Source organism: Corallococcus sp. CA054B, assembly GCF_003611625.1.
GTDB classification, from domain to species: Bacteria; Myxococcota; Myxococcia; order Myxococcales; family Myxococcaceae; genus Corallococcus; species Corallococcus coralloides.
This window is the reverse complement of sequence record NZ_RAVY01000156.1, coordinates 1-23238: the sequence shown is the minus strand read 5'-3', so window position 1 is coordinate 23238 and position 23238 is coordinate 1. Positions and strand designations below refer to the sequence as shown.

Below are 23238 nucleotides of genomic sequence, written 5' to 3'. Positions count from 1 at the left end.
CTTCATTCCCTCCCCCACACACCTACCCGTCAGGACAGCTCGCTCCTTGTACCTTCAGGCAACCCCCGAGCATGTGGACGGCCATGCCCCAGTCGTGGCTTGCTACGCCTCCCCCTGCAAGACGTGACTTCTCAGCCTTTCCCCCCGAAGAGGACAGCCCCCATGCCCACGACGAACGCGACGGATGGAACTCCCCTGAACTACCGGGTGTTCGGGGACGGTCCTCGCGACGTGGTGCTGGTGCACGGGTGGATGGTGTCCGGCGCGGTGTGGGACCCGATGCTGGAGAAGCTGGACATGACCGGCCTGCGGCTCATCGTCCCGGACCACCGGGGCACCGGGGCGTCCGGCCGGCCGGCGTCGGGGTACACGCTGGCGCAGTACGCCAAGGACGTGCTCGCGGTGGCGGACCACGCGAAGGCGCAGCGCTTCGCGCTGGTGGGCCACAGCATGGGCGGGCAGATCGCCAAGTGGGTGGCGGCGGAGTCGCCTTCGCGCGTCAGCGGCCTGGTGCTGCTCAACACGGTGCCCGCGGCGGGGCTGCCGCTGCCTCCGGACGCGGCCGGGCTGTTCCGCACCTCCGCGGGGGACCGGGAGAAGCAGAAGACCATCCTGGGCCTGGCCTGCAAGCAGCTGTCGCCGGAGTCGCTGGAGGTCCTGCTGAAGGACTCGGGCGCGGTGTCGAAGGACGCCATCGAGCAGTGCTTCGATTCCTGGACGGCGGGCGGCTTCGCGGACCGGCTGTCCGCCATCACCTCGCCCACGCTGGTGGTGGCCACGGATGATCCGTTCCTGCCGCCCACGTTCCTCCGTCAGGCGGTGGTGGGGCTCATCCAGAACGCGCGCATGACGTACCTGCCGGGGCCGGGGCACTACCCCCAGGTGGAGCGTCCGGCGGAGACGGCCGCGCTGGTGTCGGCGTTCCTCGCGGGCAACGCCGCGCAGGCCTGAAGGAGGACGTGCCATGGCCTGGAGTATGTCGTTCGAGCGCGACGCCGAGCACGACGTCGTCACCGCGAACTTCACCGACTGCATCCTGGTGTCGGACGAGGACGTGTTCCGCTGGCGGGACGAGGTGGAGGCGCAGTTCGCCAAGTTCAACGGACGGGTGGACCTGCTCATCAACCTGAGTGGGCTCATCGTCCGCCACACCGCGGGGCGCACCTTCGGCAAGGTGCGCCGCGAGGTGCTGGAGCGCAACACGCACCGCTCGTACCGCTACGGCGGCGATCAGATGACGCTCATGTACATTGGCACCAGCGGCGTCATCAACGGCGCCGCGGTGAACCACTTCCCCACGCGCGAGGCCGCCCTGGCGGCCCTGCTCGCCGAGCGCGAGAGCCTGCGCAAGCGCGGCTTCACGCCGTTCCTGCCGGGCGTCGTCACCTCCAAGCGCTGAAGGCTTACGGGCTACACGCCGGCGAACCACTCGTAGCCCCGGTCCTCCCAGGTGCCCCCCGTGGCCTCCGGGAGGAAGCGCACGGTGGTGAGGTACTTCACCATCTTGTAGCCCAGCTTCACGCCCGAATAGAGGCGCAGCGGCGCGCCGTGGCCGGGGATGAGCGGCGCTCCGTTCATGCCGTACGCGAGCACGGTCTGCGGGTGCAGCGCGCTCGGTGCGTCCCAGGACGAGTAGTAGCCCTGGTCGAACGAGCGGAACTCCACGAACCCCGCGCGCGGGTCCGCGCCCACGGCCTGCGCCAGGTCACGGACGCTCACGCCGTGCCAGGACGCCACCGCGCTCCAGCCCTCCACGCAGTGGTGGCGGATCCGGTAGTCGGTCCGGGGCAGCCGCTGCAGTTCCTCCAGCGTGAAGGCGCGCGGCCGGGCCACGAGTCCGCCCACCTCCAGCCTCCAGCCAGCAGGGGCCAGGGGCACGGTCTCGGAGATGAAGTACTGCGGGAAGTCGCCGGGCGGGGTGAGCTGCTCGACGGGCTCCTCGCGGGCGAGCCGGGCGGGGTGGAAGAGGGCGGATTGGGCGCGCTCGTTGAAGCGGTCCATCACGCCGAGGAAGCCCGCGCGCGGACGTTGGGAGTCACAGGCGCTGGTGGCGAGCGCGGCGGCGCCCAGGAGGACGCGGCGGCGGGTGAGGATGCGCTCAGACATCGGGCTTCCTTCCGCCGGTGATCATCTCCCCGAAGGTGCGCGGGTGCAGGGCGACCAGGACGACGTGGCCCACGGTGAAGAACGCGAACAGCGCGAGCAGCAGCAGGTGCACGAAGCGCGCGGGGTCGTAGCCGCCGAAAAGCCGGGTGAGCCACTGGAGCTGCACGGGCTTGTAGAGGACGAGCCCGGACAGGACGGACAGCGCGCCCATGAGCAGCGTGGCGGTGTACGCCAGCCGCTGGAGCCCGTTGTAGAGGCCCGTCCGCGCGGGCGCGGGACGGAGCCGCAGGTAGTACGCGAGCGTGGCCACGGCATCGCGCGTATCGCGGCGCGGGAGGAACAGGCGGCGTCGCCACTCGCCGCTGATGGCGAGGTAGAGCACGTACACGAGCCCGTTGAGGGTCAGGAACCAGCCGAACGCGAAGTGCCAGCTCCGCGCCCCCGCGAGCCAGTCCCCCAGGCGCAGCCACGATGGCGGCACGGCGTCCTGGAAGGGATAGAGCGCGAAGGGCCGCCCGCGAGCCCCCATGAGCGGATACGCGACGAGGATCTGCAACCCGCTGGCCGCGAGGATGGCGAGCAGCGGCACGTTGGCCCAGTGAGCGAGCCGGATGGGCCAGGGCTGGGGACGGCGGGACTCGGGAGCGTGCACGCGGTGGAGCCCAGCACCGCGACGTTGCACGGGACCATGCGGCGGGAGGGCGGCGCGAACGCTCGGGAGAGGACTTCGCCGTCGAGAGGTTATGATTCCTGGATGGGTTCCATCCCTCGTCCCACGAACCTGCTGGCCTGGATGCGTCTCTGGTGTGAGCGGCCCGGCATGTTCCTGGTGGGAGCGCCCGACTACGAGTCGATCAACGTGTCGTATCTGCGCACGTGCATCTTCGCCTACGACTGGGCGCGCGAGGACCTGGGTCATCCTCCGGAGCATTCGGCCTTCCGGGAGTGGGTCTTCGCGAAGCGGCCGGACCTGCGACATCACCCGCTCTGGTACGGCGAAGCCCTCCTGCCGGAGCTGGACAATGACCATGCACGGGTGATTGCCCGGATTGGGGAATGGGTCGAGCAGTACAGGGCCGAGCGAGGATTGCCGTAGCACCGGCCCTCGGGTCGCGGAGGAGTGGCAGGCATTGGACGGCGTGCCGGGCACACATGGCCCGTGCCCCCCATGGATTGGACGGGGGGGAATGGCCCGGTATCGTTCCACTCCCGTCCGCCTTCCCCGAGGATGCCGTGACCCTGAAGCCCGCCCGTGTGTTGCACCTCGTGGGGTTGTTGCTGCTGAGCACATTCGGTTGCGTGGAGGAGGAGCCCGCCTTCACGGCGCCGCTGGCCGGTGGTGCGCGGCTCGTGGTCGCGCCGCCCCGGTCCATGGAGGTCATCGAGGTGACGGCCTCGGTGACGCACGCGTCGGGCGCCACGGAGAAGAAGGCGCTGACGTCGGCGGCGGATCCGGATGGCGGCATCGCGTGGTCGGCCGTCGTGAAGCCAGCGTCTCCCGAGGAGGAGGTCCTGCTGACCGTGGCCGCCGAGGATGCCGCGGAGGCGGTGGTGGCCTCCGTGAGCCCGGACGCCGGGGTGAAGCTGGCGCTGTATGGCGAAGCGCTCGTGGTCCTGGTTCCCCTGCCGGAGTCTGGCGCGCAAGGGCTGGCCAACCATGCGCCGCGCATCCACGAGGTGCGGGCGCGGAGCGCCATCGTGGCGCCAGGCGATACCGTGACGTTGAGCGCGCAGGTGAGTGACCCGGAGGAGGGGGCGCTGACCTACGAATGGACCGCCTCCGGCGGGGTGCTGGCCTGCGAGGAAGCGACCTGTGAATGGACAGCCGCGCGCCCGCCGGTCCCCGAGGGCGATGCCGGTACCGACTACGACCGGACCCTCAAGGATGACGCGTTGATCCGCCTGCGTGTCACGGACGCACAGGGCGCCGAGTCCACGCTCCAGTTCCACATCGGCGTGGGCACCGTGCGCGGGCCCGCGTCGCTGAGGAAGACGTGGTTCAACCGCGCGCCCGTGGCCGCCGTGGCCGGAGAGCCCCAGCAGGTGATGCTGGGCAGCACCTTCCAGGTCCAGTCGGCGGTGACGGACGAGGACGGAGACGCGCTGACGTACGCCTGGAGCGCGACGTGCGAGGGCACCTTCGAGGGCATCACCCTGGCCAATCCCGCCTTCACTCCGACGGCGGCGCCCCTGGACTGCGGCTGCCAGCTGAAGGGCGCCGTGACGGACAGCTTCGGCGCGAGCACGGAGCAGGTCGTGAACCTGTGCGTGCGGGCGGAGGCTCCGCCGATCGTGAAGACCACGTCGCAGTCCGCCACGAGCGCGCTCGCGGGCGAACGCGTGACGTTCACGGTGGAAGCGATGGATCCGCGCGCCGAGGCGATGACGTTCGCCTGGGCGTCAAACGTGGGCGCGCTCGGCACGCCGGTGGGGGATGCCGCGACGAGCACGGTGGACTGGACGGAGCTCTCCTGCGTGCCGGCGGACGTGACGCCCACCGTGGAGCTGGTGGTGACGAACGCCTCGGGCGCGAGCTCGCGGCATTCCTTCCCGGTGGAGTGGATGGGCCGGCGCTGTGGCCCGGGCGAGACCGCTTGCGCCATCACCCTGTCGCCCGGACAGGTGACGCTGCGCGAGGACTGCGTGGTGCAGAGCGCGGTGTTCATCCCGGACGGCTTCACGTTCAATGGGAACGGGCACACGCTGACCGCGTCCGAGGACGGGGCGGGGGAGCGCTACAAGGGCGCGGTGCTGCGCAACCGGGGCACGGTGGCGAACGTGCGCGACGTGACGGTGACGGCGCGCAACCTGTCGGACGTGTGTGACCTGGGCGTGGACAGTCTGCGCGGCATCCTGCTGGAGGGCGCGAGCAGCACCATCGAGGAAACGGTGGTGAAGGACCTGAACCAGGGCATCGCCAGTGGATGCCAGGAGGGCTTCGGCATCGACGTGCGCAACCGCGCGGCGGATGCCACGCCGGTGACCCTGGTCATCCGGAACAGCGAAGTGACGGGCTACCAGAAAGCGGGCGTGGTGGTGCAGGGGCGGGTCGAGGTGACGCTGGAGGACAACGTCATTGATGGCCTGGGGCCCACCGGCCGCATCGCGCGCATCGGCATCCAGCTCGCATACGGGGTCTCCGGGCAGGTGACGGGGAACCGGGTGCAGGGCAATGCGTACCTGTGGGACGGGGACCCGGAGCATGCGGCCTCTGGCTCCGGCCTCCTGGTGGTGGGCGGCGCGTACTACGGCGCGGGGCGGGAGCTGTGCCACGACCTGAGCATCGAGGACAACGAACTGGTGGAGAACGACGTCGGCGTCGACCTGTCCCAGGCGGTGGATGATGACTTCACGCCTCCCGCCGCGTCCCAGAACATCCAGGTGCTCGGCAACACGCTGACGAAGGCGGAGCTGACCAACGAGTCCTACCAGGCCGCCATCTATGACAACGGGACCGCCAACCTCATCAGCCGCAATCGGATCACCGGTGACGGGTACAACGGCGAGCTGCACGAGAACGCCATCGCCCTGGACGTGGAGACGCGGGGAGATGATCGTCAGGTGGGCTTCGCCACTCCGGAGCGGACGCTGGACGTTGGGGCATGCTCGGAGGAACTCGTGGTGCAGGGCTGGGACCTGGCGGGCAACCTGGCCCCGCTGTCCGTGCCGGAGGTGGCGCTGGCCGCGTCGGATCCGGGCGCGACCTTCCACCTGCGGTCGGATTGCCTGGATGCGCCCGTGTCGGTGGTGAGCCTCAAGAACGAGCAGCGCGAAGGCATCTTCTACGTCCGCGCCACGACCGCGGGCCCGCTGACCATCACGGCGACGGGCGACGGCGCGAGCAAGACCCAGGAGCAGACGGTCCGCTGATCCACGCTGGGCGTGCGCGCGGTGGACCGACAGCCGGTCCAGATGCAGTCCAGAACCGCCGGATGTTCGCCTCGGCGAAGAGGGCGCGGTAGACGAGGGCGCGTGTACGGACGGGCGGTCATTTCCTGGGTGGGGCTCTGCCTCCTGTTGCTGTCTTCCGCGTGCGCGCCGCGAGCCACGAAGCCCGCCGCGCCACCCACGCCCGCCGTGGTGCCCGGAGGTGCCGAGGACCTGGCCCTGCGGTACCTGGACGCCTGGGCGCGCAACGACGTGGCCGCCCAGCGCCAGATGCTCGTGGACGCGCCCCAGGACTTCGACGCGCAGCACGCGCGCTGGAGGCAGGACCTGGGCGTCATCGCCTCGCGCTTCGACCGGGTGGTGCTCGAATCCCAGGACGCCACCACGGCGGTGGTGAGGTTCCACGGCGTGCACGTGCTGCGGGGACTGGGGGACTGGGAGGTCGAGTCCCGCCTGCGCTTCGTGCTCCGAAACAAGCGCTGGAGCCTGCGCTGGACGCCGGAGGTGTTCCATCCCGACGCGCGGCCCGGAGACCGCTTCGGACGCACGCGGAGCTGGGGCCCTCGCGGCGATCTGCTCGATGCGGACGGTGTTCCGCTCACCGTGCCGGGAGAGGTGATTCGCATCGGCGTGATGCCGGGCCGGGTGAAGGACCGCGCGGCCGTGGCCAGCGTGCTCCAGTCGCAGCTCGGCGTGGACCCCGCGAAGGTGCTCGCCGCGCTGAACGCCCCGAGCGCGCAACCCGAGCAGTTCCTCGCGTTCATCGACGTGCGCCCGGAGCGCTATCAGCTGCTTCGCCCCGTGCTCGCGCCGGTGCCCGGCATCTTCTTCCGCAAGAGGCCCGCGCGCCTCAGCCCCGCGGAGGGCTTCGCCTCGCACACGCTGGGCCGGGTCGGGGAGATCACGGCGGAGGCACTCCAGGCCTTGGGGCAGCCCTACCAGCCGGGCGACGTGGTGGGCCTGTCCGGCCTGGAGCGCGCGCAGGAGCGGACGCTGGCGGGACGCCCCTCCGGCGAGGTGCGGCTCCAGCGGCGTGCCGGCGGCAGCGAGCTGCTGTACCGCTTCGACGGGGAGCCGGGACGCGCGGTGCGCACCACGTTGCGCATGGACGTGCAGGATGCGGCGGAGGCGGCGCTCGTGGACGTCACCCAGCCCGCCGCGCTGGTCGCGGTGGACACGAAGACGGGCGAGGTGCTGGCGATGGCCAGCCGGCCGCTCGGAGAGGGGTGGCACCGCGCGCTGATGGGGCGCTACCCGCCGGCCTCCACGTTCAAGCTGGTGACGGCCACGGCGCTGCTCGAAAGCGGCCTGAAGCCGGACTCCCGCGTGGACTGTCCCCTGGAGGTGACGGTGGGCCGCAAGCGCTTCCGCAACTTCGAATCCGAGGTGCTGGGCGTCACCACGTTGCGGCGGACGTTCGCGCTGTCGTGCAACACGACGTTCATCCAGCTCGCGGCGAAGCTGGACCCGCGCGTGCTGGAGGACGCGGCCCGGCGCTTCGGCTTCGGGGTGTCCTACGACGTGGGGCTGCCGTCACCGGGCGCCACCTTCCCCCCGCCGAAGGACGACGCGGAGCGCGCGGCGGACTCCATGGGCCAGGGCCGCGTGCTCGTCACTCCGCTGCACATGGCCACCGTCGTGTCGGCGGCGGCCACCGGCGTCTGGCACGCGCCGCGCCTGCTCGCGGACATGGAGCCCGGCCCGGAGGCGCGGCTGAACCCTGGCACGACGGCCATGCTCCGCGACCTGATGCGCGCGGTGGTGACGGACGGCACGGCGAAGTCCGCCGCCAGCATCCCGGGCCTCATGGGCAAGACGGGGACGGCGGAGTTCGGCACGTCCGTGCCGCCGGAAACCCACGCGTGGTTCGTCGGCGTGCGTGACGGCATCGGCTTCGCGGTGTTCGTGGAGGGCGGCGGCGTGGGAGGCCGCGTCGCCCTGCCGCTCGCGATCCGCTTCCTCCAGGCGCTGGACGCGACCGTGGTCCTCTCCAAGAGGGGCGACGCCAGCTAGGGCACGGGGCCGCCCCTCCGAGCGCCACGCCCCTTCCTGGCGCTGGCGGCTGGTCACCCCGGAGGACACTGTCCACGTTGCCAGGATGGGCGCCGAACGCTTGAGCGGCCAGGGCACCGGGCCCGTGGCGCGCCTCTCGCGCCACTCCGGCGCGCGGCGGAGGCCGGCACCGAAGCGCGAAGTGCTCCCCGCCTGGAGTGAGCCGGTGGAGTCCCTCCGCGCCCGGCTGGGCAGCACCCTCCAGGGACTGGCCGGACAGGAGGCCGAGGCGCGGCTCGAGTCCCTGGGCCCCAACGCGCTGGAGTCCCGGCGCCGCCGGCCGCTCCCGCTGGAGCTGCTGCTGCGGCTGGGCAACCCGCTGGTGCTGGTGCTGCTGGTGGCGTGCGGCATCTCGGCCGTCGTCCATGACCTGACCAGCTCCGCCATCATCGCCGTCATCGTGTTGATCAGCGTGACGCTGGACTTCGTCCAGGAGCACCGCGCCAGCAACGCGGCGGAGCGCCTGCGCGGCGCCGTGGCCCTGCGCGCCCGGGTGGTGCGCGATGGCGCGGAGCAGGAGCGGCCCGCCACGGAGCTCGTCCCCGGAGACCTGGTCCTGCTGGCCACCGGCAGCCGCGTCCCCGCGGACGCGCGTCTCATCGAAGCGCACGCGCTTTCCGTGAACGAGTCGCTGCTCACCGGCGAGCCCTACCCCGTGGAGAAGGCGCCGGGCCTCGCGCCCGCGGACGCCCCACTCGCGGAGGTGGGCAACACCGTCTTCGCCGGGACGTCGGTACTGGGCGGTACGGCCCGCGCGCTCGTGTTCGCCACCGGCCGCGACACCGAGGTCGGTGGCATCGCCCGGGGGCTGGACGCGCCCGTCGCCTCCACCGCCTTCGAGCGGGACACGCGCCGCTTCTCCGTGATGCTGATGCGGCTCACGGTCCTGATGGTGCTGTTCGTGCTCCTGGTGAACCTGACCCTGGAGCGCCCGCTGCTGGAGTCCTTCCTCTTCGCCATGGCGCTGGCGGTGGGCCTCACGCCGGAGCTGCTCCCCATGGTGGTCTCGGTGACGCTCGCCCGGGGCGCCCTGCGGCTCGCGGACCAGGAGGTCATCGTCAAGCGGCTGAGCGCGGTGCACGACCTGGGCTGCATGGACGTGCTGTGCACCGACAAGACGGGCACGCTCACGGAGGCGAACATCCGGCTGGAGCGCACCGAGGACGCCGCTTCCCAGCGCAGCGAGCGCACCCTCGCGTGGGCCTGCCTCAACAGCCACTTCGCCACCGGCCTGCGCAGCCCCATGGACGAGGCCATCCTGGCCCGGGGCGTGGAGTGCATGCAGGGCTGGCACAAGCAGGACGAGCTGCCCTTCGACTTCGAGCGCCGCCGCGTGTCCGTGCTGCTGGAGAAGGACGGCCGCCGCGTCCTGGTGGTGAAGGGCGCGCCGGAAGCGCTGCTGTCCCGCTGCGACGCGTGTGAAGTCCCGGAGGGGCCGCCGCGGGCCCTGGACGTGGCCGCGCGGCAGGGGCTGCAAGCCCGCGCGGATGCCCTGGGCGAACAGGGCTTCCGGGTGCTGGGGCTCGCCTGGCGCGACGTCCCGTCCCAGCGCGAGCGGCTGTCCCCGGAGGATGAGACGGGCCTCGTCTTCGCGGGCTTCGCCTCCTTCCTGGACCCTCCCAAGCAGAGCGCCCGGCGCGCACTGGCGGCGCTGCGCGAGGCGGGCATCGCGGTGAAGGTGGTGACGGGCGACAACGCACGGGTGGCGGTGCACGTCTGCCAGGAGCTGGGGCTGGAGGTGCGGGGCGTGCTCACCGGCGCGGAGGTGGCCCTGCTGGACGACCCGGGCCTGCGCGCGCGGGCGGAGGACACCACTGTCTTCGCGCGCGTGTCTCCCTCGCAGAAGAGCCGCATCCTGCGCGCGCTGAGGCAGCGCGGCCACGTGGTGGGCTACCTGGGGGACGGCATCAACGACGCGCCGTCGCTGCACGAGGCGGACGTGGGCATCTCCGTCGCGGGCGCGGTGGACGTCGCGCGCGAGGCCGCGGCGCTGTTGCTGCTGCGCCAGGAGCTGGGCGTCCTGCACGACGGCGTCCAGGAGGGGCGGCGCACCTTCGGAAACGTCATGAAGTACATCCGCATGGGGACCAGCTCCAACTTCGGCAACATGCTGAGCATGGCCCTGGCGTCGCTGGTGCTGCCGTTCCTGCCCATGCTGCCCATCCAGATCCTCCTCAACAACATGCTGTACGACGTGTCGGAGCTGGCCATCCCGCTGGACACGGTGGATCCGGCGCAGCTCTCGCGGCCCACCCGCTGGGACATGCGCTTCGTGCGCCTCTACATGGCGGTGTTTGGCACGCTCAGCTCGCTCTTCGACGCGGCCACCTTCACGGTGTTGCTGCATGGCTTCAATGCCGGAGCGCCGCTCTTCCAGACGGGCTGGTTCATGGAGTCGCTGACCACGCAGGTGCTGGTCATCTTCATCATCCGCACCCGGGGTGGCGCGGCGCGCAGTCCCCCTGCGCGGCTCCTGGTGCTGTCGTCGCTGGGTGTGGTGGCGGTGGCCTGCGTGCTGCCCTTCACGCCGCTGGGGCACTACTTCGGCTTCGTGCCGCCGCCGCCCGCCATCCTCGCGTCGCTGGGAGCCCTGGTGGCGCTGTACCTGGGCTGCGCTTTGGTGCTCAACCGCTGGTTCTTCCGCCGCTTCGACACCGCCTGAGGATGCAATCGCCCCGCCAGCGGGACGTATGTAGGCTCTCGCGTGGGAGAGACCGAATGACCTGGAACCCGTTGCGCCTGCTGGGTGTGCTGGCCGTGGCCCTGCTGTTCGTCCCTGTCGCCGCCGGTGCCGCGACGCGACAGCAGGAGCTGGACAAGCTGCTGACGCAGTACCACCAGCTGCGCCAGTTCAACGGCGCGGCGCTCGTCGCCAACGAGAAGGGCGTCGTCCTGAAGAAGGCCTACGGCAAGGCCAACTTCGAATGGAACGTGCCCAACGCGCCGGACACGAAGTTCCGCATCGCGTCCGTGACCAAGCAGTTCACGGCGATGGTCATCCTCCAGCTGGTCGCGGAGGGGAAGCTGAAGCTCGACGACACGCTGGTGTCGGCCCTGCCGGACTACCGCAAGGACACGGGCGCGCGCGTCACCCTCACCCACCTGCTCAACCACACGTCCGGCATCCCCAGCTACACGAGCGCGCCGGACTTCTTCGCCAAGGTGTCTCGCAATCCCTACGCCGTCGCGGACTTCGTGAAGCAGTTCGCCAGCGGGGACCTGGAGTTCGAGCCCGGCTCGAAGTTCGCCTACAACAACTCCGGTTACTTCCTGCTGGGCGCCATCATCGAGCGCGTCACCGGCAAGCCGTACGCGCAGGCGGTGCAGGAGCGCATCTTCACGCCGCTGGGCATGAAGGACTCCGGTTACGACGTCCACACCACGGTGCTTCCCAAGCGGGCCAGCGGCTACGAACTCGCGCCGGACGGCTACGTGAACGCCGCCTACCTGGACATGTCCCTGCCGTATGCCGCCGGGTCGCTGTACTCGACGGTGGAGGACCTCTACCGCTGGGACCGCGCGCTCTACGAGAACAAGCTGCTGCCGGAGGCCCTGAAGCAGAAGATGTTCACGCCCGGCCTGGAGAACTACGGCTTCGGTCTGTTCATGGACCCGCTGCCGCTGAACGACGGCAAGACGGTGCTCGCCACCATCGGCCACAGCGGCGGCATCAACGGGTTCAGCTCGCGCATCTACCGCGTGCCGGCGGGCAGGGAGGTGGTCATCCTCCTGGACAACACGTCGCGCGGCGACAAGCTCCAGGAGCTGTCCGCGGGCCTCTTCAGCGTGCTCCACGGCATCCCGCCCAAGGCGCCCCGCATCGGCATCCGGGAGCTGCTGAGCCAGAGGATCGACCAGGAGCCCATCGCGAAGACCCTCGCGCACTACCGCGAGCTGAAGGCCTCGAAGCCGGACGCGTATGACTACTCCGACGGGGAGCTCAACCGCCTGGGCTACCAGCTGCTCCGGATGAAGCGCCCGGCGGATGCCGTCGAAATCTTCAAGCTCAACGTGGAGATGTTCCCGAAGTTGGGGAACGTCTACGACAGCCTGGGGGAGGCGTACCTCGCGGTCGGCGACAAGGAGCAGGCGCGCGCGAACTACCGCAAGGCCGTGGAGCTGGACCCGAAGAACTCCAACGCGGCGGCCGCGCTCCAGAAGTTGGGTACGCAGCAGGCCGGGCCGCCCGCGACGAAGGCCGTGCCATAGACGCACCGGATGTGAGCGAATGCGGTCCGCGCCCCGGGCGTTGGGTCCGGGGGGCGGTCCCACGTGGTGCTCACGAGAGGTGCCTGCATGAAGCTCTATTTCAATCCGCGCAGCCGGGCGGTCATCGCGAAGTGGATGCTCGACGAGGCGGGGGTCGAGTACGAAATCGTGCCCATCGACCTGGAGAAGCGGGAGCAGAAGTCGCCCGAGTTCCTCCAGGTGAACCCCGCGGGCAAGCTGCCCGCGCTGGTGGACGGAGCCGTGCGCGTGTTCGAGAACGCGGCCCTCTGTCTCTACGTGGCGGACAAGTACCCGCAGGCGAAGCTGGCGCCCAAGGTGGATGCGCCCGAGCGTGGCCGGTACCTGTCGCTGATGGTGTACTCGACGGCGCAGCTGGAGCCGTCCATGGGCGACCACATGGCCAAGGCCCCCACGCTGCCGCAGCGCGGGTGGACGGAGTACGAGCAGGCGCTGGACGCCGTGGAGCGCGAGCTGGGGGACGGCCCCTATCTGTTCGGTGACTGGTTCACCGCCGCGGACGTGATGATCGGCTCCATGTTCATCTACCAGCGCATGCTGGGCGGTTCGACGGGCCGGCCGAAGCTGGAGGCCTACGTGGACCGGCTGCAGGCCCGGCCCAAGGGCTTGAAGCTGCGCTGACGGCTCCGGGCTTCAGGGCGCGGTGAAGCCCCGCGTCAGCCAGTCGATGAAGACGCGCACGCGCGGGGACAGCTGCCGGTTGCGTGGGTACATCAGGGACACGGGCGTGGGCGTCGGTGGGTGCTGGGGCAGCACGGGCACCAGCGTGCCTCGCCCGAAGTCCTCCTCCAGGCGGTAGCGCGGCGCCTGGATGAGGCCCAAGCCCAGCCGCGCGGCGGCGACGAAGGTCTCCGCGCCGTTCACGGACATCGTGGTGGGCAGCACGACGTGGCGCACCTCGCTGCCCACCTGGAACTCCAGCGGGATGGGGCTCCCCGTCAGCGACGAGCGGAAGCCCACCATGCGGTGCCCGTGCTTTAGCGCCTCGATGCTCTCCGGCACGCCGTGCCGCGCCAGGTAGGCCGGGGACGCGCACGTCACCTCCTCCAGCAGCGCCACCCGGCGGGCCACCATGTCGCTGTCCTTCGGCTCACCCGCGCGCAGCACGCAGTCCACGCCCTCGCGCACCAGGTCCACCAGCCGGTCGCCTTCGCTCATGTAGAGCTCGATGCCCGGGTAGCGCTCCAGGAACTCCGGCAGCCGTGGCAGCACGACCCTGCGCGCCAACGTCCCCTGCACGTCCACGCGCACCAGCCCCTTCGGCTGGCCCCCCACGAACGCCGCGTCCGCCTCCTCCAGGTCCGCCAGCAGCGACACGCAGCGCTGGTAGTACGCCTCGCCGTCCAGCGTGGGGCTCACGTGCCGCGTGGTGCGCTGGAGCAGCCGCACCCCCAGCCGCTCCTCCAGCTGCTTCACCGCGTCCGTCACCGACGAGCGCGGCAGCCCCAGGTCCTTCGCGGCCTGCGTGAAGCTCCGGCGCTCCACGATGCGCGTGAAGGCCTTCATGGCGTCGAACCGGTCCATTGTCCGCCCTGTCGAACAGTGATGCCGGAACAAAGCCGATTATCCGTGGCGCGGAAAGGTCCATCTTGTCCTCGCCTGACGCTCCAGCGCGGACGTCGGCGGACCCCAGAGGAGAAGACCCCATGACGACCCAGTCCCAGCAGAAGAAGACGGCCCTCGTGACGGGCGGCTCGCGCGGCATCGGCGCCGCGGTGGCGGAGCGGCTCGCGCGCGACGGCTTCAACGTCATCGTCAACTACGCCGGCAGCCGGGACGCGGCGGAGGCCCTGGTGCGCGGGATTGAAGCCGCGGGCGGGCGGGCCTTGAGCCTCCAGGCGGATGTCGCGGACCCCACCGCCTTCCCCCGGATGTTCGACGCGGCGACAGAGGCGTTCGGCGGCGTGGACGTGCTGGTGAACAACGCGGGCATCGGGAAGTTCATCCGCTTCGCGGACTTCGACGACGCGCTGTTCGACCAGCACGTGGCCGTGAACATCAAGGGCACGTTCAACGGCCTGCGTGAAGCCGCGCGCCGCCTGCGCGACGGTGGGCGCGTCATCAACTTCTCCACCAGCGTCATTGGCCTGCGGATGGAGAACTACGGCGTCTACGCGGCCACCAAGGCCGCCGTGGAGACCATGACCGCCATCCTCTCCAAGGAGCTGCGCGGCCGGAACATCACCGTCAACTGCGTGGCGCCCGGCCCCACCGCCACCGAGCTCTTCTTCGACGGCAAGTCCCCGGAGCTGGTGGAGCGCATGGCGAAGCTGAACCCCCTGGAGCGGCTGGGCACGCCGGAGGACATCGCCGCGTCCGTCGCGTTCCTCGTGGGGCCGGAGGGCGGGTGGATCAACGGACAGGTCCTCCGCGCCAACGGCGGCATGGTCTGAACGCCTGGCGTGCGGGCAGGGGACCGGGCGGCGCAGGGGGCTCGCGTTCCAGTGGGGACGCCCGCGCCGCCGGGTGGCTCCAGGCGGCAGGCGTCCCCACCGTTGTCGCGTGAACGACGCGAACCCAGGAAGGGGCAGTGGATGGGAGGACCCCCGGCTGCGGGCGCTGGAGCGGTTGCTGGCCCTCCCCGCGGCCGAGCTGCGCCCCACGCTGGACACCGCGGGCCAGCTCATCTCGGAGCTGCTGAACGCCGACAAGGTGGACGTCTTCCTCTTCGAGCAGAGCACCCAGACCCTCGTCGCGGTGGGCACCAGCGACACGCCCATGGCCCGCCTGCAGAAGTCGCTGGGGCTGGACCGGATGCCGCTGGCCAATGGCGGGCGCGCGGTCCAGGTGTACGAAACGGAGGAGCCCTTCATGACCGGCCGTCAGGAGGAGGACCCGGACGAGCTCCCCGGCATCAAGCACCGGCTGGGGGTGCGCTCCACCCTGATGGTGCCGCTGCCCATCGGCATGGAGACGCGGGGCGTCCTCGGCGTGACGTCCGCCCAGAATGACTTCTTCACCCCCCATGACCTGCGCTTCCTCCAGGCCGTGGCGCGCTGGGTGGGCATGGTGGCCCACCGCGTGGAGCTGGTGCAGGAGCTGACGAAGCTGGCGGTGAAGCAGGCCCGCCGCAAGGCGGCCGAGGAGCTCATCACCGTGCTCGCGCACGACATGGCCAACCACCTGCTGCCGCTCCAGGCCCGCATCCAGCTCATCCAGCGGCGGGCCCAGCGAAACAATGCGCCGGAGGACCTGCGGGACGCGACGGGCGCGGCCGCGTCGCTGCGCTCCCTCACGCGGCTCATCAACGACCTGATGGACGTGGGGCGCCTGGACCAGGGCCTCTTCAGCCTGCGTCCCCAGCCGGTGGACCTGACGGGGCTGGTGCGGGAGCTGGTCGCGACCGCGAGCATGCCCGAGCGCCCGGTGCACTTCGAGGGGCCCGAGGAGCTGGTGACGGTCGCGGATCCAGACCGCGTGCGGCAGGTGCTGGAGAACCTGGTGGCGAACGCGCTCAAGCACTCGCCGCAGGGGCGGCCCGTGGACCTCCGCCTGCAAGCGCAGTCGCGTCCGGACGGGCCGTGGGTGCGCGTGACGGTGAGCGACCAGGGGATGGGCATTCCGTCCGAACAGCTGCCCACGCTCTTCGAGCGCTTCACGCGGGGACCGGGCTCCAAGGGGCTGGGCATCGGCCTGTACCTCGCGCGGCGCATCGCGGAGGCGCATGGCGGGACGCTGGAGGTGGTCTCCACGTCCCTGAACGGCACGTGCTTCGCGCTGTCGCTGCCGGTGGTGGCCGGGTAGCGCGAGCGCGGTTTCATGGAGGGCAGGACCATGTCTTCGGATTGGGCGGAAGAAGCGGAGCGGCAGGCGAAGGCGATGACGCGGGACCTGGTGGAGGTAGGCAGGGTGAAGGGCTTCCGCGTGACGTACCAGCGGCGTGAGGCGCGCTTCATGCTGCGCGCGGGCACGGTGACGACCTACTTCTCCGCGCATGACTACGAAGGGCCTCGCGGGATGGACTGGCTCAAGCTGCGCATCGACGTGCTGATGCACGCGCGGCCCGGCCAGGCGGAAGGGCACGTGGAGCCGGCCGGGCTGGGGCCGGCGCCGCACTGAGGACGGAGGAATCACGCGGCGGGGGTGAGGGGAAAAAAGGGGCATTTCCGTTGGGTGGGGGCAGGCGCGAAACCGGAAGGGCCATCACGGCCGCCGGGCGCCACAGCTCGGGAGCAACCCCATGTCACCGTCCCCACGCCTTCGTTCCGTGGCCCGGCTCACCGCCGTGGCCTTCACCACCCTGGGCCTCGGCGCGTCCGCGCAGACGTATGCCTTTCCCGGCAACAGCGCGGACCTTCCCGAGGGCAGCCACTGGTGGATCCGCACCGACCACGACGGCACGCACAACCGGGACCTGGAAGCCGTGCGCTTCGACGACGACGAGAAGCGCTTCACCCGCGTGAAGATTCCCTTCGCGGACTACGAGGCCGACCCGAAGAACTCCGACTGGGTCATCTACGGGCTGCCCGTCACCGCCATCGCGGATGGCGAAGTGCTCACCTGCTGGCGCAACGCCCCGGAGGGCCTCAAACCGGCGGTGCACGGCAATGACTCCGTGCCCCACCCGGGCCGCACCTCCAACCCGCTGCGCATCCCGCGCTCGGGCAACCACGTGAACATCCGCACGGACGACGGGAAGATCATCCTCTACGCGCACCTGCAGCCCGGGAGCGTCCCGGAGGAACTCTGCCCCTTCAACGCCACCTACGTGGACGACGCGGAGGACCGGGTGGGGGACCTGCCCCGGGAGGTCATCGTCCCCGCGGCGCAGCGGGTGCGCGTGAAGCGCGGGCAGTTCGTGGGCCGCGTGGGCAGCTCCGGCGCTTCCGCGCATCCCCACCTGCACGTGCACCTGCAGCCCATGACGAGCGAGACGACGGTGGGCACGTCCCTGCCGCTGCCCTACTCGCACGCGTGGCGGAAGAGCGGGAACGCGGACCACAACTCGTCCATTGGCTTCGCCCCGATGCAGAACGAGCCGCTGGACGTGTTCCCCTCCGCCATCCACCCGGATCCGCTGCTGCGCCGGGGCGACATCACCGGACCCCCGGTGCTGGAGGTGGCCACGGCGGCCTCCGGCAGCATGGTGGTGACGGCCACGCGGGACGTGACGGGGCGGCTGGCGATGAACTCGTGGCAGCTGGCGCCGAGTGGCGAGTTCACGAAGCTGCATGACGCCTCCGCGGGCGCGGCGACCTCCATCGCCATGGCCCACCCTGGCAGCAGCAGCACGCGCGACGTGGTGACGGCGCTGCGGGATGGGAGCGGGAACCTCAAGCTCATCGCCTGGCGGGTCGCCTCGAACGGCGCCTTCGAGCGCAAGGGCGAGGCCGGCGGCGACGCGAACGCGACGGAAATCAACCTCGCGGCCCTGCCGTCGGGACTGGGCGTGGTGAGCGCCATCCGCGACTCCACGGGCCACCTGAAGGTCAGCACCTGGGAGACGTCCGCGACGAATGACACGGTGACCCGCATGGGCAACGGCTTCGGCGAGGAGGCGACGAAGGTGGCGCTGACGCCCATCCTCAACGGCCGCGTGGACGGGGACGTGGGCCGCTTCACCGGCGTCGTCACGGCGGTGCGCACGCCCTCGGGCAACCTGAGCCTGACGGCGTGGGAAATCACCCCGCAGAAGACGCTCATCCAGCGGGGCACCCACCTGGCGGGCGCGGTGACGGACGTGTCCATCAGCACCGTCACCATTGGCAACAGCGTGCGCGACATGGTGGTGGCCAGCGTGCGCCTCACCAACGGCATGCTGCGCAACATCTCCTTCGACGTCTCGGCGGCCGGGCAGTTCGTGCGCCGCGACCACGAGGACGGTGAGGCCATCCTGGAGGTGGGCTCGGCGCGCGTGGGGGCCCAGCACCTGGTGACCCCGGTGCGTGACACCGCGGGCAACCTGCGCGTCTACACCTGGGACGTGGACCTGGAGGGCAAGGTCCACCGCTCCGGCAAGGAGCGCGCGGGCGCCATCGTGTCCGGCCTGGCCGCCACCCCCACCACCGTGGGCACCCGCTTCGTCATCACCGCCGTGCGCCTGACGACGGGCACGGGCGGCGGGGACCTGCGGCTGATTGCCTGGGAAGCGAACTTCCGGTAGCGCGCGAAGGGCCACCCCGGAGCCCCAGGGCTCCGGGTGGGAATTTTCACGGATTGCCCGGCTTCTCCTGGCCGCCGATGATGCGTTCGAACGACGCTCGGCGCCCCTTTCGCGAGGAGAGGCATCTTGGAGTTGCGGCACGGCCCATGGGCGGGAGCAACTCCGGACGCCGGGTTGGAGACGCTGCGGCGTGACCTGGGCCGGGCGCTCGCGAGCGTCTGTCCCGCGTCGCTCGCGGACCGGCGGGAGGACCTGTTGCAGGTCGCGATGATGAAGGTGGTGGAGCTGCGCGGGCGCACCCAGGGCCAGCCGGAGCTGACCCCCGCGTACCTGTACCGGGTGGCGTACACGACGCTCATCGACGAGCTTCGCCGGATGGGGGCGCGCAAGGAGGTGGCGCTGGAGGAGGTGGAGCAGGGGCCCGCCCAACCGGTGGCGCCAGGAGACCCGGAGCGCGCGGCGGGGGCCGCGCAGATTGCCCGGGCCGTGCGTGACTGTCTTCAAGGGCTGGTGCAGGACCGCCGCCTCGCCGTGACGCTGCACCTGCAAGGGCACACCGTCCCGGAGGCCGCGGAGCTGCTGGGGTGGGAGGCCAAGCGGACGGAGAACCTCATCTACCGGGGGCTGAGCGCGCTGCGTGCCTGTCTCTCCTCGAAGGGAGTCCAGCCGTGAGCGACCGCCGTCCCGAGGATGACACGCTGGACGCCGCGGGCGTGGAGCGGCTGCGCACGGCGCTGCGCGAGGATGACGCGGCAGGGGAGCCGGTGGACGCGGACCTCGTCTGGCGCGCGGTGAGGCAGGAGTTGCCGGTGGAGGAGCGCCGGGCGGTCATCGAGCGTGTCGCGGCGGATCCCGCGTGGGCGCAAGCCTGGCGGTTGGCGAAGGCGCTGTCGCAGGCAGCGGCGGAGGCGGAGCGGGGGGCTCCGGCGGTGGTGGCGGAGGTGCCCGCGACAGGCGTGGAGGCTCCCGCGAAGGTGGTGTCTCTGACCGCCCGGCGCTTCTGGCAGGGGCGGCAGGCGATGGCCGCGATGGCGGCGACGGTGGTGGTCCTGGTGGGCGCGGTCGTGGTGCTGCGGCAGCAGCAGCAGGCGCAGGTGGACCCGACGCGGATCCGCGGCGGCGCGGCGGAGGCCATCACCTCCAGCGTGCCGGAAGCCACGGCGCTGCCCCGCGAGCGGTTCGTGCTCCGCTGGAGCGGAGTGCCCCAGGCGGTGTCCTGGAGCGTGCAGGTGTCGTCGGAGGATTTGAAGGTGTTCCATCGCGCGGAGCGGCTGGGGGCGCGCGAATACACGGTGCCGGTGGACGTGCTCGCGGAGCTGCCCTCCGGAGCGCGCGTCCTGTGGCAGGTGGAAGCGCGGCTTCCGGATGGAAGCGTCCAGCGCGGCAGTACGTTCGTGAACCGGTTGCGGTGAGTGCCGCAACGCTTGTTGGGCCAGGCCGGTGGCTCAATGACAAACAGAGGGGGATGCAATGAAAGCAATCAATGCTTGTAGGGGATGGGTGCGCGCGCTGTCCGTGATGGCGCTGCTGTGGGGCGTCTCGGCGGCGGCGCAGCCCGCGCCTCCGTCGATCACGGTGGTCGTGACCACGGATGCGCTGGAGGGGACGGCACGGGACCTGGTGGTGGCCTCGGTGGTGGACGCGGGCATCCTTCAGTCGGGGGCCCCGGTGACCATGACGTTGCGCATCCTGGACGAACATGACGCCGTGCTCGCGACCGTCACGGGCACCGTGAGCCCCACCGCGCCGCTGCGGGTGAGCACGAGGGCCCCTTCGTCCGCCGGGGTCCGCGCGCAGCTCATCCTGCCGCCGAACACCGGGCCGCTCTCCGCGGGCGTCCTGGTGCTGGAGCGGGAGGGCCAGGGTGAACCGCCGCCGCCCCCCACGAAGGTCGTCTGTGAGATTCCCGCCCAGGACCCCGACACGGGCATGCCAGAGCCTGTCACGATGAAGACATGCTCGGTGGTGCCCGTGGAGACCTGACGTGACGGGAGGGCGGCGACAGCGCGGGGGACGGTGGCGCGGCTTCACCCTGGCGGTGGGGCTGGCCCTGGGCGTCCCCGCGCCCGCCGCCGCTTCTCCCGCGCCCGTCGCGGAGCCCTCCGCGCTCGCCGGGTGCGAGCAGGCCTTCGAGGCCCGCCCGGAGGACTCCGACGCGGCGATGTGCTTCTTCCGGAACGCCCAGGGGCTCGCGGGGCGCGACGAGGCCCGGCGCAGGCTCCAGGGGCTCATCGCGCGGCACCCGGAGCGCCCCTGGCTCACGCTGGTGCTCGGCCACATGGAGCTGCTCTCCGAGCCCGTGCTGGCGGAGGCGTCCTACCGCCGCGCGGCGCTCGCCTTCCGCGACCTGGGGGACGCGGAGGGCGAGGTAATGGCCGGCATCAACCTGCGCAGCGTGCTGGGGATGCGCGGCCAGACGGAGGAGGCGCACCAGTGGGTCCTGCGGGTGGGCGAGGTGGCCCGGGCCTCCGGGGACCCCCGGCTGGAGGTGCGCGCGCTCATCCTGGAGGCCGCCGAGCTCTCCGACCTGGGCCAGGACCTGGGGCGCGCCTACCGCCTGCTCAAGCGCGCGGAGGCGCTCACCTTCCCGGACGGCACCGACGGCATGAAGAAGCAACTGCTCAGCCCGCTGGCCACGGTGAGCGTGAACCTGGGCCGCTTCGACGAGGCGCGGGATGTGTACGCACGGCTCGCGGAGCTGGCGGAGCGCACGAAGGACGCGGGCACGGAGGCTCGCGTGCGCTTCGCGCTCGCGAGCCTCGCCTGGCGGAGGCAGGAGGATCGTCCCGAGCCGGGAGGGCGGCCGGAGCTGCTGCGGCTCGCGAGGGAGGCGCTCGCGGCCTCCCGGCGCGCGGGCAGCAAGGTCTTCGAGGTGATGTCGCTGCGACTCGTGGCCGAACTGCTGGGCGACGGGCCCGGGGAGCGGAGTGAAGCGGAGGACGCCCTGGGCCGCTGCCTCGACATCGCCCGGGAGACGGGCCTGCCCGAGCGGCGCATCTCCTGCCTGTGGACGCGCGCCGAACGCCGCTCGGCGGTGGACGCGTCCGCCGCGTGGCGAGACGTGGACGAGGCCCTGGCGCTGGCCGCCGAGCACGACAACCCGCTCTACCTCGCCTCCGCGTGGCGGGCGCGGTCGATGGTGGCCTTCCGCACGCGCCCGCTGCCGGAGGCGCTGGGGGAGGCGGAGCGCGCGCTCGACGCGGTGGAGGTGCTGCGCCGGTGGCAGCGGGACGCCACCAGCCAGGCCGAGCTCTTCTCCAACTGGGCCAGCGACTACCACCGGCTCGCGGGCCTCACCCTGGAGGCTGGAGAGGACTCGGCCCTGCCACCCCGCGAGGCACTGGAGCGCGCCTTCGCGGTGAGCGAGCGCCTGCGGGCGAGGACATTGTTCGAGACCCTGGTGGCCTCCCGCGCGCTCCCCACGCAAGAGGAGACACCGGAGCAGCGCAAGGCACGGGACGGCGTGCTGCGCGGCCTGTCCGCCACCCAGCGGCGTCTGCTGGACCCGGCGCTGTCCGCGTCCGAGCGCGCCCGGCTGCTGGGAGAACTCCAGGAGCTGGAGCGCCGCGAGCGCGAGCTGCGGCCCGCGACCCGGCACATGGAGCTTCCATCCAAAACGCTCGCCGCGACCGGGCCCCGCCGGGAGCAGGAGCCGCGTCCCGCGGTCTGGCACGCCGAGCTGCCATTCGCATCGCTCGCCGCGACCGAGCAGCGCCTGGGCGAAGAGGAGGCCCTGCTCGTCTTCCTCGCGGGCGCGGACCATGACCGCCAGGGCGAGCGCGCGGGAGGCGCGTGGGTGCTGGCGGTGACACGCGAGGGCACACGCGCGTATCGCATCCCGGAGCGCGCACGGCTGCGCCCCATGGTGGCGCTCCTGTCGGGCCTCATCGAGCGCCGTGACGGTTCGGAGGCAGCGGCCGCCGCGGCGCTGTACGCGCAGCTGCTCGCCCCTGCCTTGCGCGAGCTGCCGTCGAAGGTGTCGCGCCTGCTGCTCGTGCCGGATGGTCCGCTGCACGACCTGCCCTTCGCCGCGTTGCGGGAGCATGCGGACGCTCCGCCGTTGATGGCCCGGTACGAACTGGCGCGGGTCCCCTCCGCGAGCCTCCTCCACCACTGGCGCGAGCAGCCCGGACAGCCACCGGAAGGCGAGGCCCTGGTCCTGGCGGATCCCGACCGGGGTGAAGCCCTTCAGGGCACGGCGGTGGCCTCCGCGAGGGGCGGCATGTTCCTGGAGACCGCGAGCCTGGGCGCGCTTCCGGAGGCGCGGCGCGAGGGCCGCACCGTGAGCGAGGCCCTGGAGGACACGGCCGTGAAGCCCCGGCTGCTCATGGGCGCGGAAGCGTCCGAACAGGCCCTCAAGGCGTCCCGCTGGGACGCGGTGCGCATCCTCCACATGGCCGCCCACGCGGTCGTGGACGTCGAGTCCCCCGAGCGCTCCGCCCTGGTGCTGGCCCCGGGCGCGGCGGGAGAGGACGGCCTGCTCCAGCCCCGGGAGATCGCGGAGCTGCGGCTGCGGGACGCGCTGGTGGTGCTCTCCAGCTGCCGGGGAGCTTCCGGCGCGCAGCTCGCGGGCGAAGGCGTGCTGAGCCTCGCGCGGGCCTTCTTCGAGTCGGGAGCGCGGGCCGTGGTGGCCAGCCTGTGGCCCATGCGCGACGCCGAGGCCGCGGAGCTCCTGGAGCGCTACTACCGGCACCTGGCGGAGGGGAAGGGCGCGGCGTCGGCGCTGCGCGAGGCCCAGCGCGAGGCCTGGGAGGACGGCGAGCCCGCGGCCATGTGGGCCGGGCTGGGGGTGATGGGGGACGCGGCGCTGGTGCCCGTGCGGCCCGCGGCTGGGGACGCAC

19 protein-coding genes are annotated in these 23238 nt (G+C 71.6%); 16 read left to right on the top strand and 3 right to left on the bottom strand.

The window, feature by feature from the left end; genetic code table 11:
* Positions 1-162 precede the first annotated feature (162 nt).
* Both D7V80_RS29820 and D7V80_RS29815 read left to right on the top strand, forming a co-directional pair.
* On the top strand, positions 163-951 hold the full coding sequence (locus D7V80_RS29820) for an alpha/beta fold hydrolase (protein ID WP_120591381.1): 789 nt from the start codon (positions 163-165) through the stop codon (positions 949-951).
* Positions 952-964: 13 nt separating this feature from the next.
* Entirely contained in the window at positions 965-1399 is a 435-nt protein-coding gene (locus tag D7V80_RS29815) for a hypothetical protein (RefSeq protein WP_120591380.1), read from the top strand.
* A gap of 11 nt (positions 1400-1410) precedes the next feature.
* Here the strand turns inward: D7V80_RS29815 and D7V80_RS29810 are convergent, their stop codons facing one another.
* Positions 1411-2106 (bottom strand): molybdopterin-dependent oxidoreductase, encoded by a 696-nt coding sequence (locus tag D7V80_RS29810; protein WP_120591379.1) that lies wholly within the window; start codon positions 2104-2106, stop codon positions 1411-1413.
* On the bottom strand, positions 2099-2758 hold the full coding sequence (locus tag D7V80_RS29805; protein WP_120591378.1) for a cytochrome b/b6 domain-containing protein: 660 nt from the start codon (positions 2756-2758) through the stop codon (positions 2099-2101). The genes D7V80_RS29810 and D7V80_RS29805 overlap by 8 nt, the downstream gene beginning before the upstream one ends.
* Before the next feature lie 102 nt (positions 2759-2860).
* Between D7V80_RS29805 and D7V80_RS29800 the strand changes: the two genes are divergently transcribed.
* From D7V80_RS29800 to D7V80_RS29775, 6 genes are all read left to right on the top strand, one after another.
* Complete coding sequence (locus D7V80_RS29800) at positions 2861-3202, top strand: hypothetical protein (protein WP_120591377.1); 342 nt, start codon at positions 2861-2863, stop codon at positions 3200-3202.
* A gap of 137 nt (positions 3203-3339) precedes the next feature.
* Complete coding sequence (locus tag D7V80_RS29795) at positions 3340-5976, top strand: right-handed parallel beta-helix repeat-containing protein (RefSeq protein WP_158616724.1); 2637 nt, start codon at positions 3340-3342, stop codon at positions 5974-5976.
* 129 nt (positions 5977-6105) lie between these two features.
* Entirely contained in the window at positions 6106-8007 is a 1902-nt protein-coding gene (locus D7V80_RS29790) for a peptidoglycan D,D-transpeptidase FtsI family protein (RefSeq protein WP_370452557.1), read from the top strand.
* An 85-nt stretch (positions 8008-8092) separates the two neighbouring features.
* The gene (mgtA, locus tag D7V80_RS29785) at positions 8093-10708 is read left to right on the top strand and encodes a magnesium-translocating P-type ATPase (protein WP_120591374.1); all 2616 of its coding nucleotides are present in this window, start codon (positions 8093-8095) and stop codon (positions 10706-10708) included.
* A gap of 56 nt (positions 10709-10764) precedes the next feature.
* Positions 10765-12255, top strand: a complete 1491-nt coding sequence (locus tag D7V80_RS29780) for a serine hydrolase (protein WP_120591373.1) — start codon at positions 10765-10767, stop codon at positions 12253-12255.
* 87 nt (positions 12256-12342) lie between these two features.
* Positions 12343-12915, top strand: coding sequence for a glutathione S-transferase family protein (locus tag D7V80_RS29775; protein WP_120591372.1), 573 nt, complete (start codon positions 12343-12345; stop codon positions 12913-12915).
* 12 nt (positions 12916-12927) lie between these two features.
* Here the strand turns inward: D7V80_RS29775 and D7V80_RS29770 are convergent, their stop codons facing one another.
* The gene (locus D7V80_RS29770) at positions 12928-13818 is read right to left on the bottom strand and encodes a LysR family transcriptional regulator (RefSeq protein WP_120591371.1); all 891 of its coding nucleotides are present in this window, start codon (positions 13816-13818) and stop codon (positions 12928-12930) included.
* Positions 13819-13940: 122 nt separating this feature from the next.
* On the opposite strand from D7V80_RS29770, the gene D7V80_RS29765 reads away from it, so the two are divergent.
* The 8 genes from D7V80_RS29765 to D7V80_RS29730 all read left to right on the top strand — a co-directional run.
* Positions 13941-14687, top strand: coding sequence for an SDR family oxidoreductase (locus tag D7V80_RS29765; RefSeq protein WP_120591370.1), 747 nt, complete (start codon positions 13941-13943; stop codon positions 14685-14687).
* 109 nt (positions 14688-14796) lie between these two features.
* Entirely contained in the window at positions 14797-16038 is a 1242-nt protein-coding gene (locus tag D7V80_RS29760) for a GAF domain-containing sensor histidine kinase (protein ID WP_120591369.1), read from the top strand.
* 30 nt (positions 16039-16068) lie between these two features.
* Positions 16069-16353, top strand: a complete 285-nt coding sequence (locus D7V80_RS29755; protein WP_043322450.1) for a hypothetical protein — start codon at positions 16069-16071, stop codon at positions 16351-16353.
* Positions 16354-16474: 121 nt separating this feature from the next.
* On the top strand, positions 16475-18397 hold the full coding sequence (locus tag D7V80_RS29750) for a M23 family metallopeptidase (protein ID WP_120591368.1): 1923 nt from the start codon (positions 16475-16477) through the stop codon (positions 18395-18397).
* A gap of 126 nt (positions 18398-18523) precedes the next feature.
* Complete coding sequence (locus D7V80_RS29745) at positions 18524-19069, top strand: RNA polymerase sigma factor (protein WP_120591367.1); 546 nt, start codon at positions 18524-18526, stop codon at positions 19067-19069.
* Entirely contained in the window at positions 19066-19809 is a 744-nt protein-coding gene (locus D7V80_RS29740) for a hypothetical protein (protein WP_120591366.1), read from the top strand. The genes D7V80_RS29745 and D7V80_RS29740 overlap by 4 nt, the downstream gene beginning before the upstream one ends.
* Positions 19810-19867: 58 nt before the next feature.
* Positions 19868-20380 carry a hypothetical protein gene (locus D7V80_RS29735; RefSeq protein WP_147447249.1) on the top strand — a complete coding sequence of 171 codons (513 nt, stop codon included), beginning with the start codon at positions 19868-19870 and terminating at the stop codon, positions 20378-20380.
* Between the two features lies 1 nt (position 20381).
* Positions 20382-23238 (top strand): CHAT domain-containing protein (locus D7V80_RS29730; RefSeq protein WP_147447248.1); only part of this gene is annotated, 2857 nt, incomplete at its 3' end.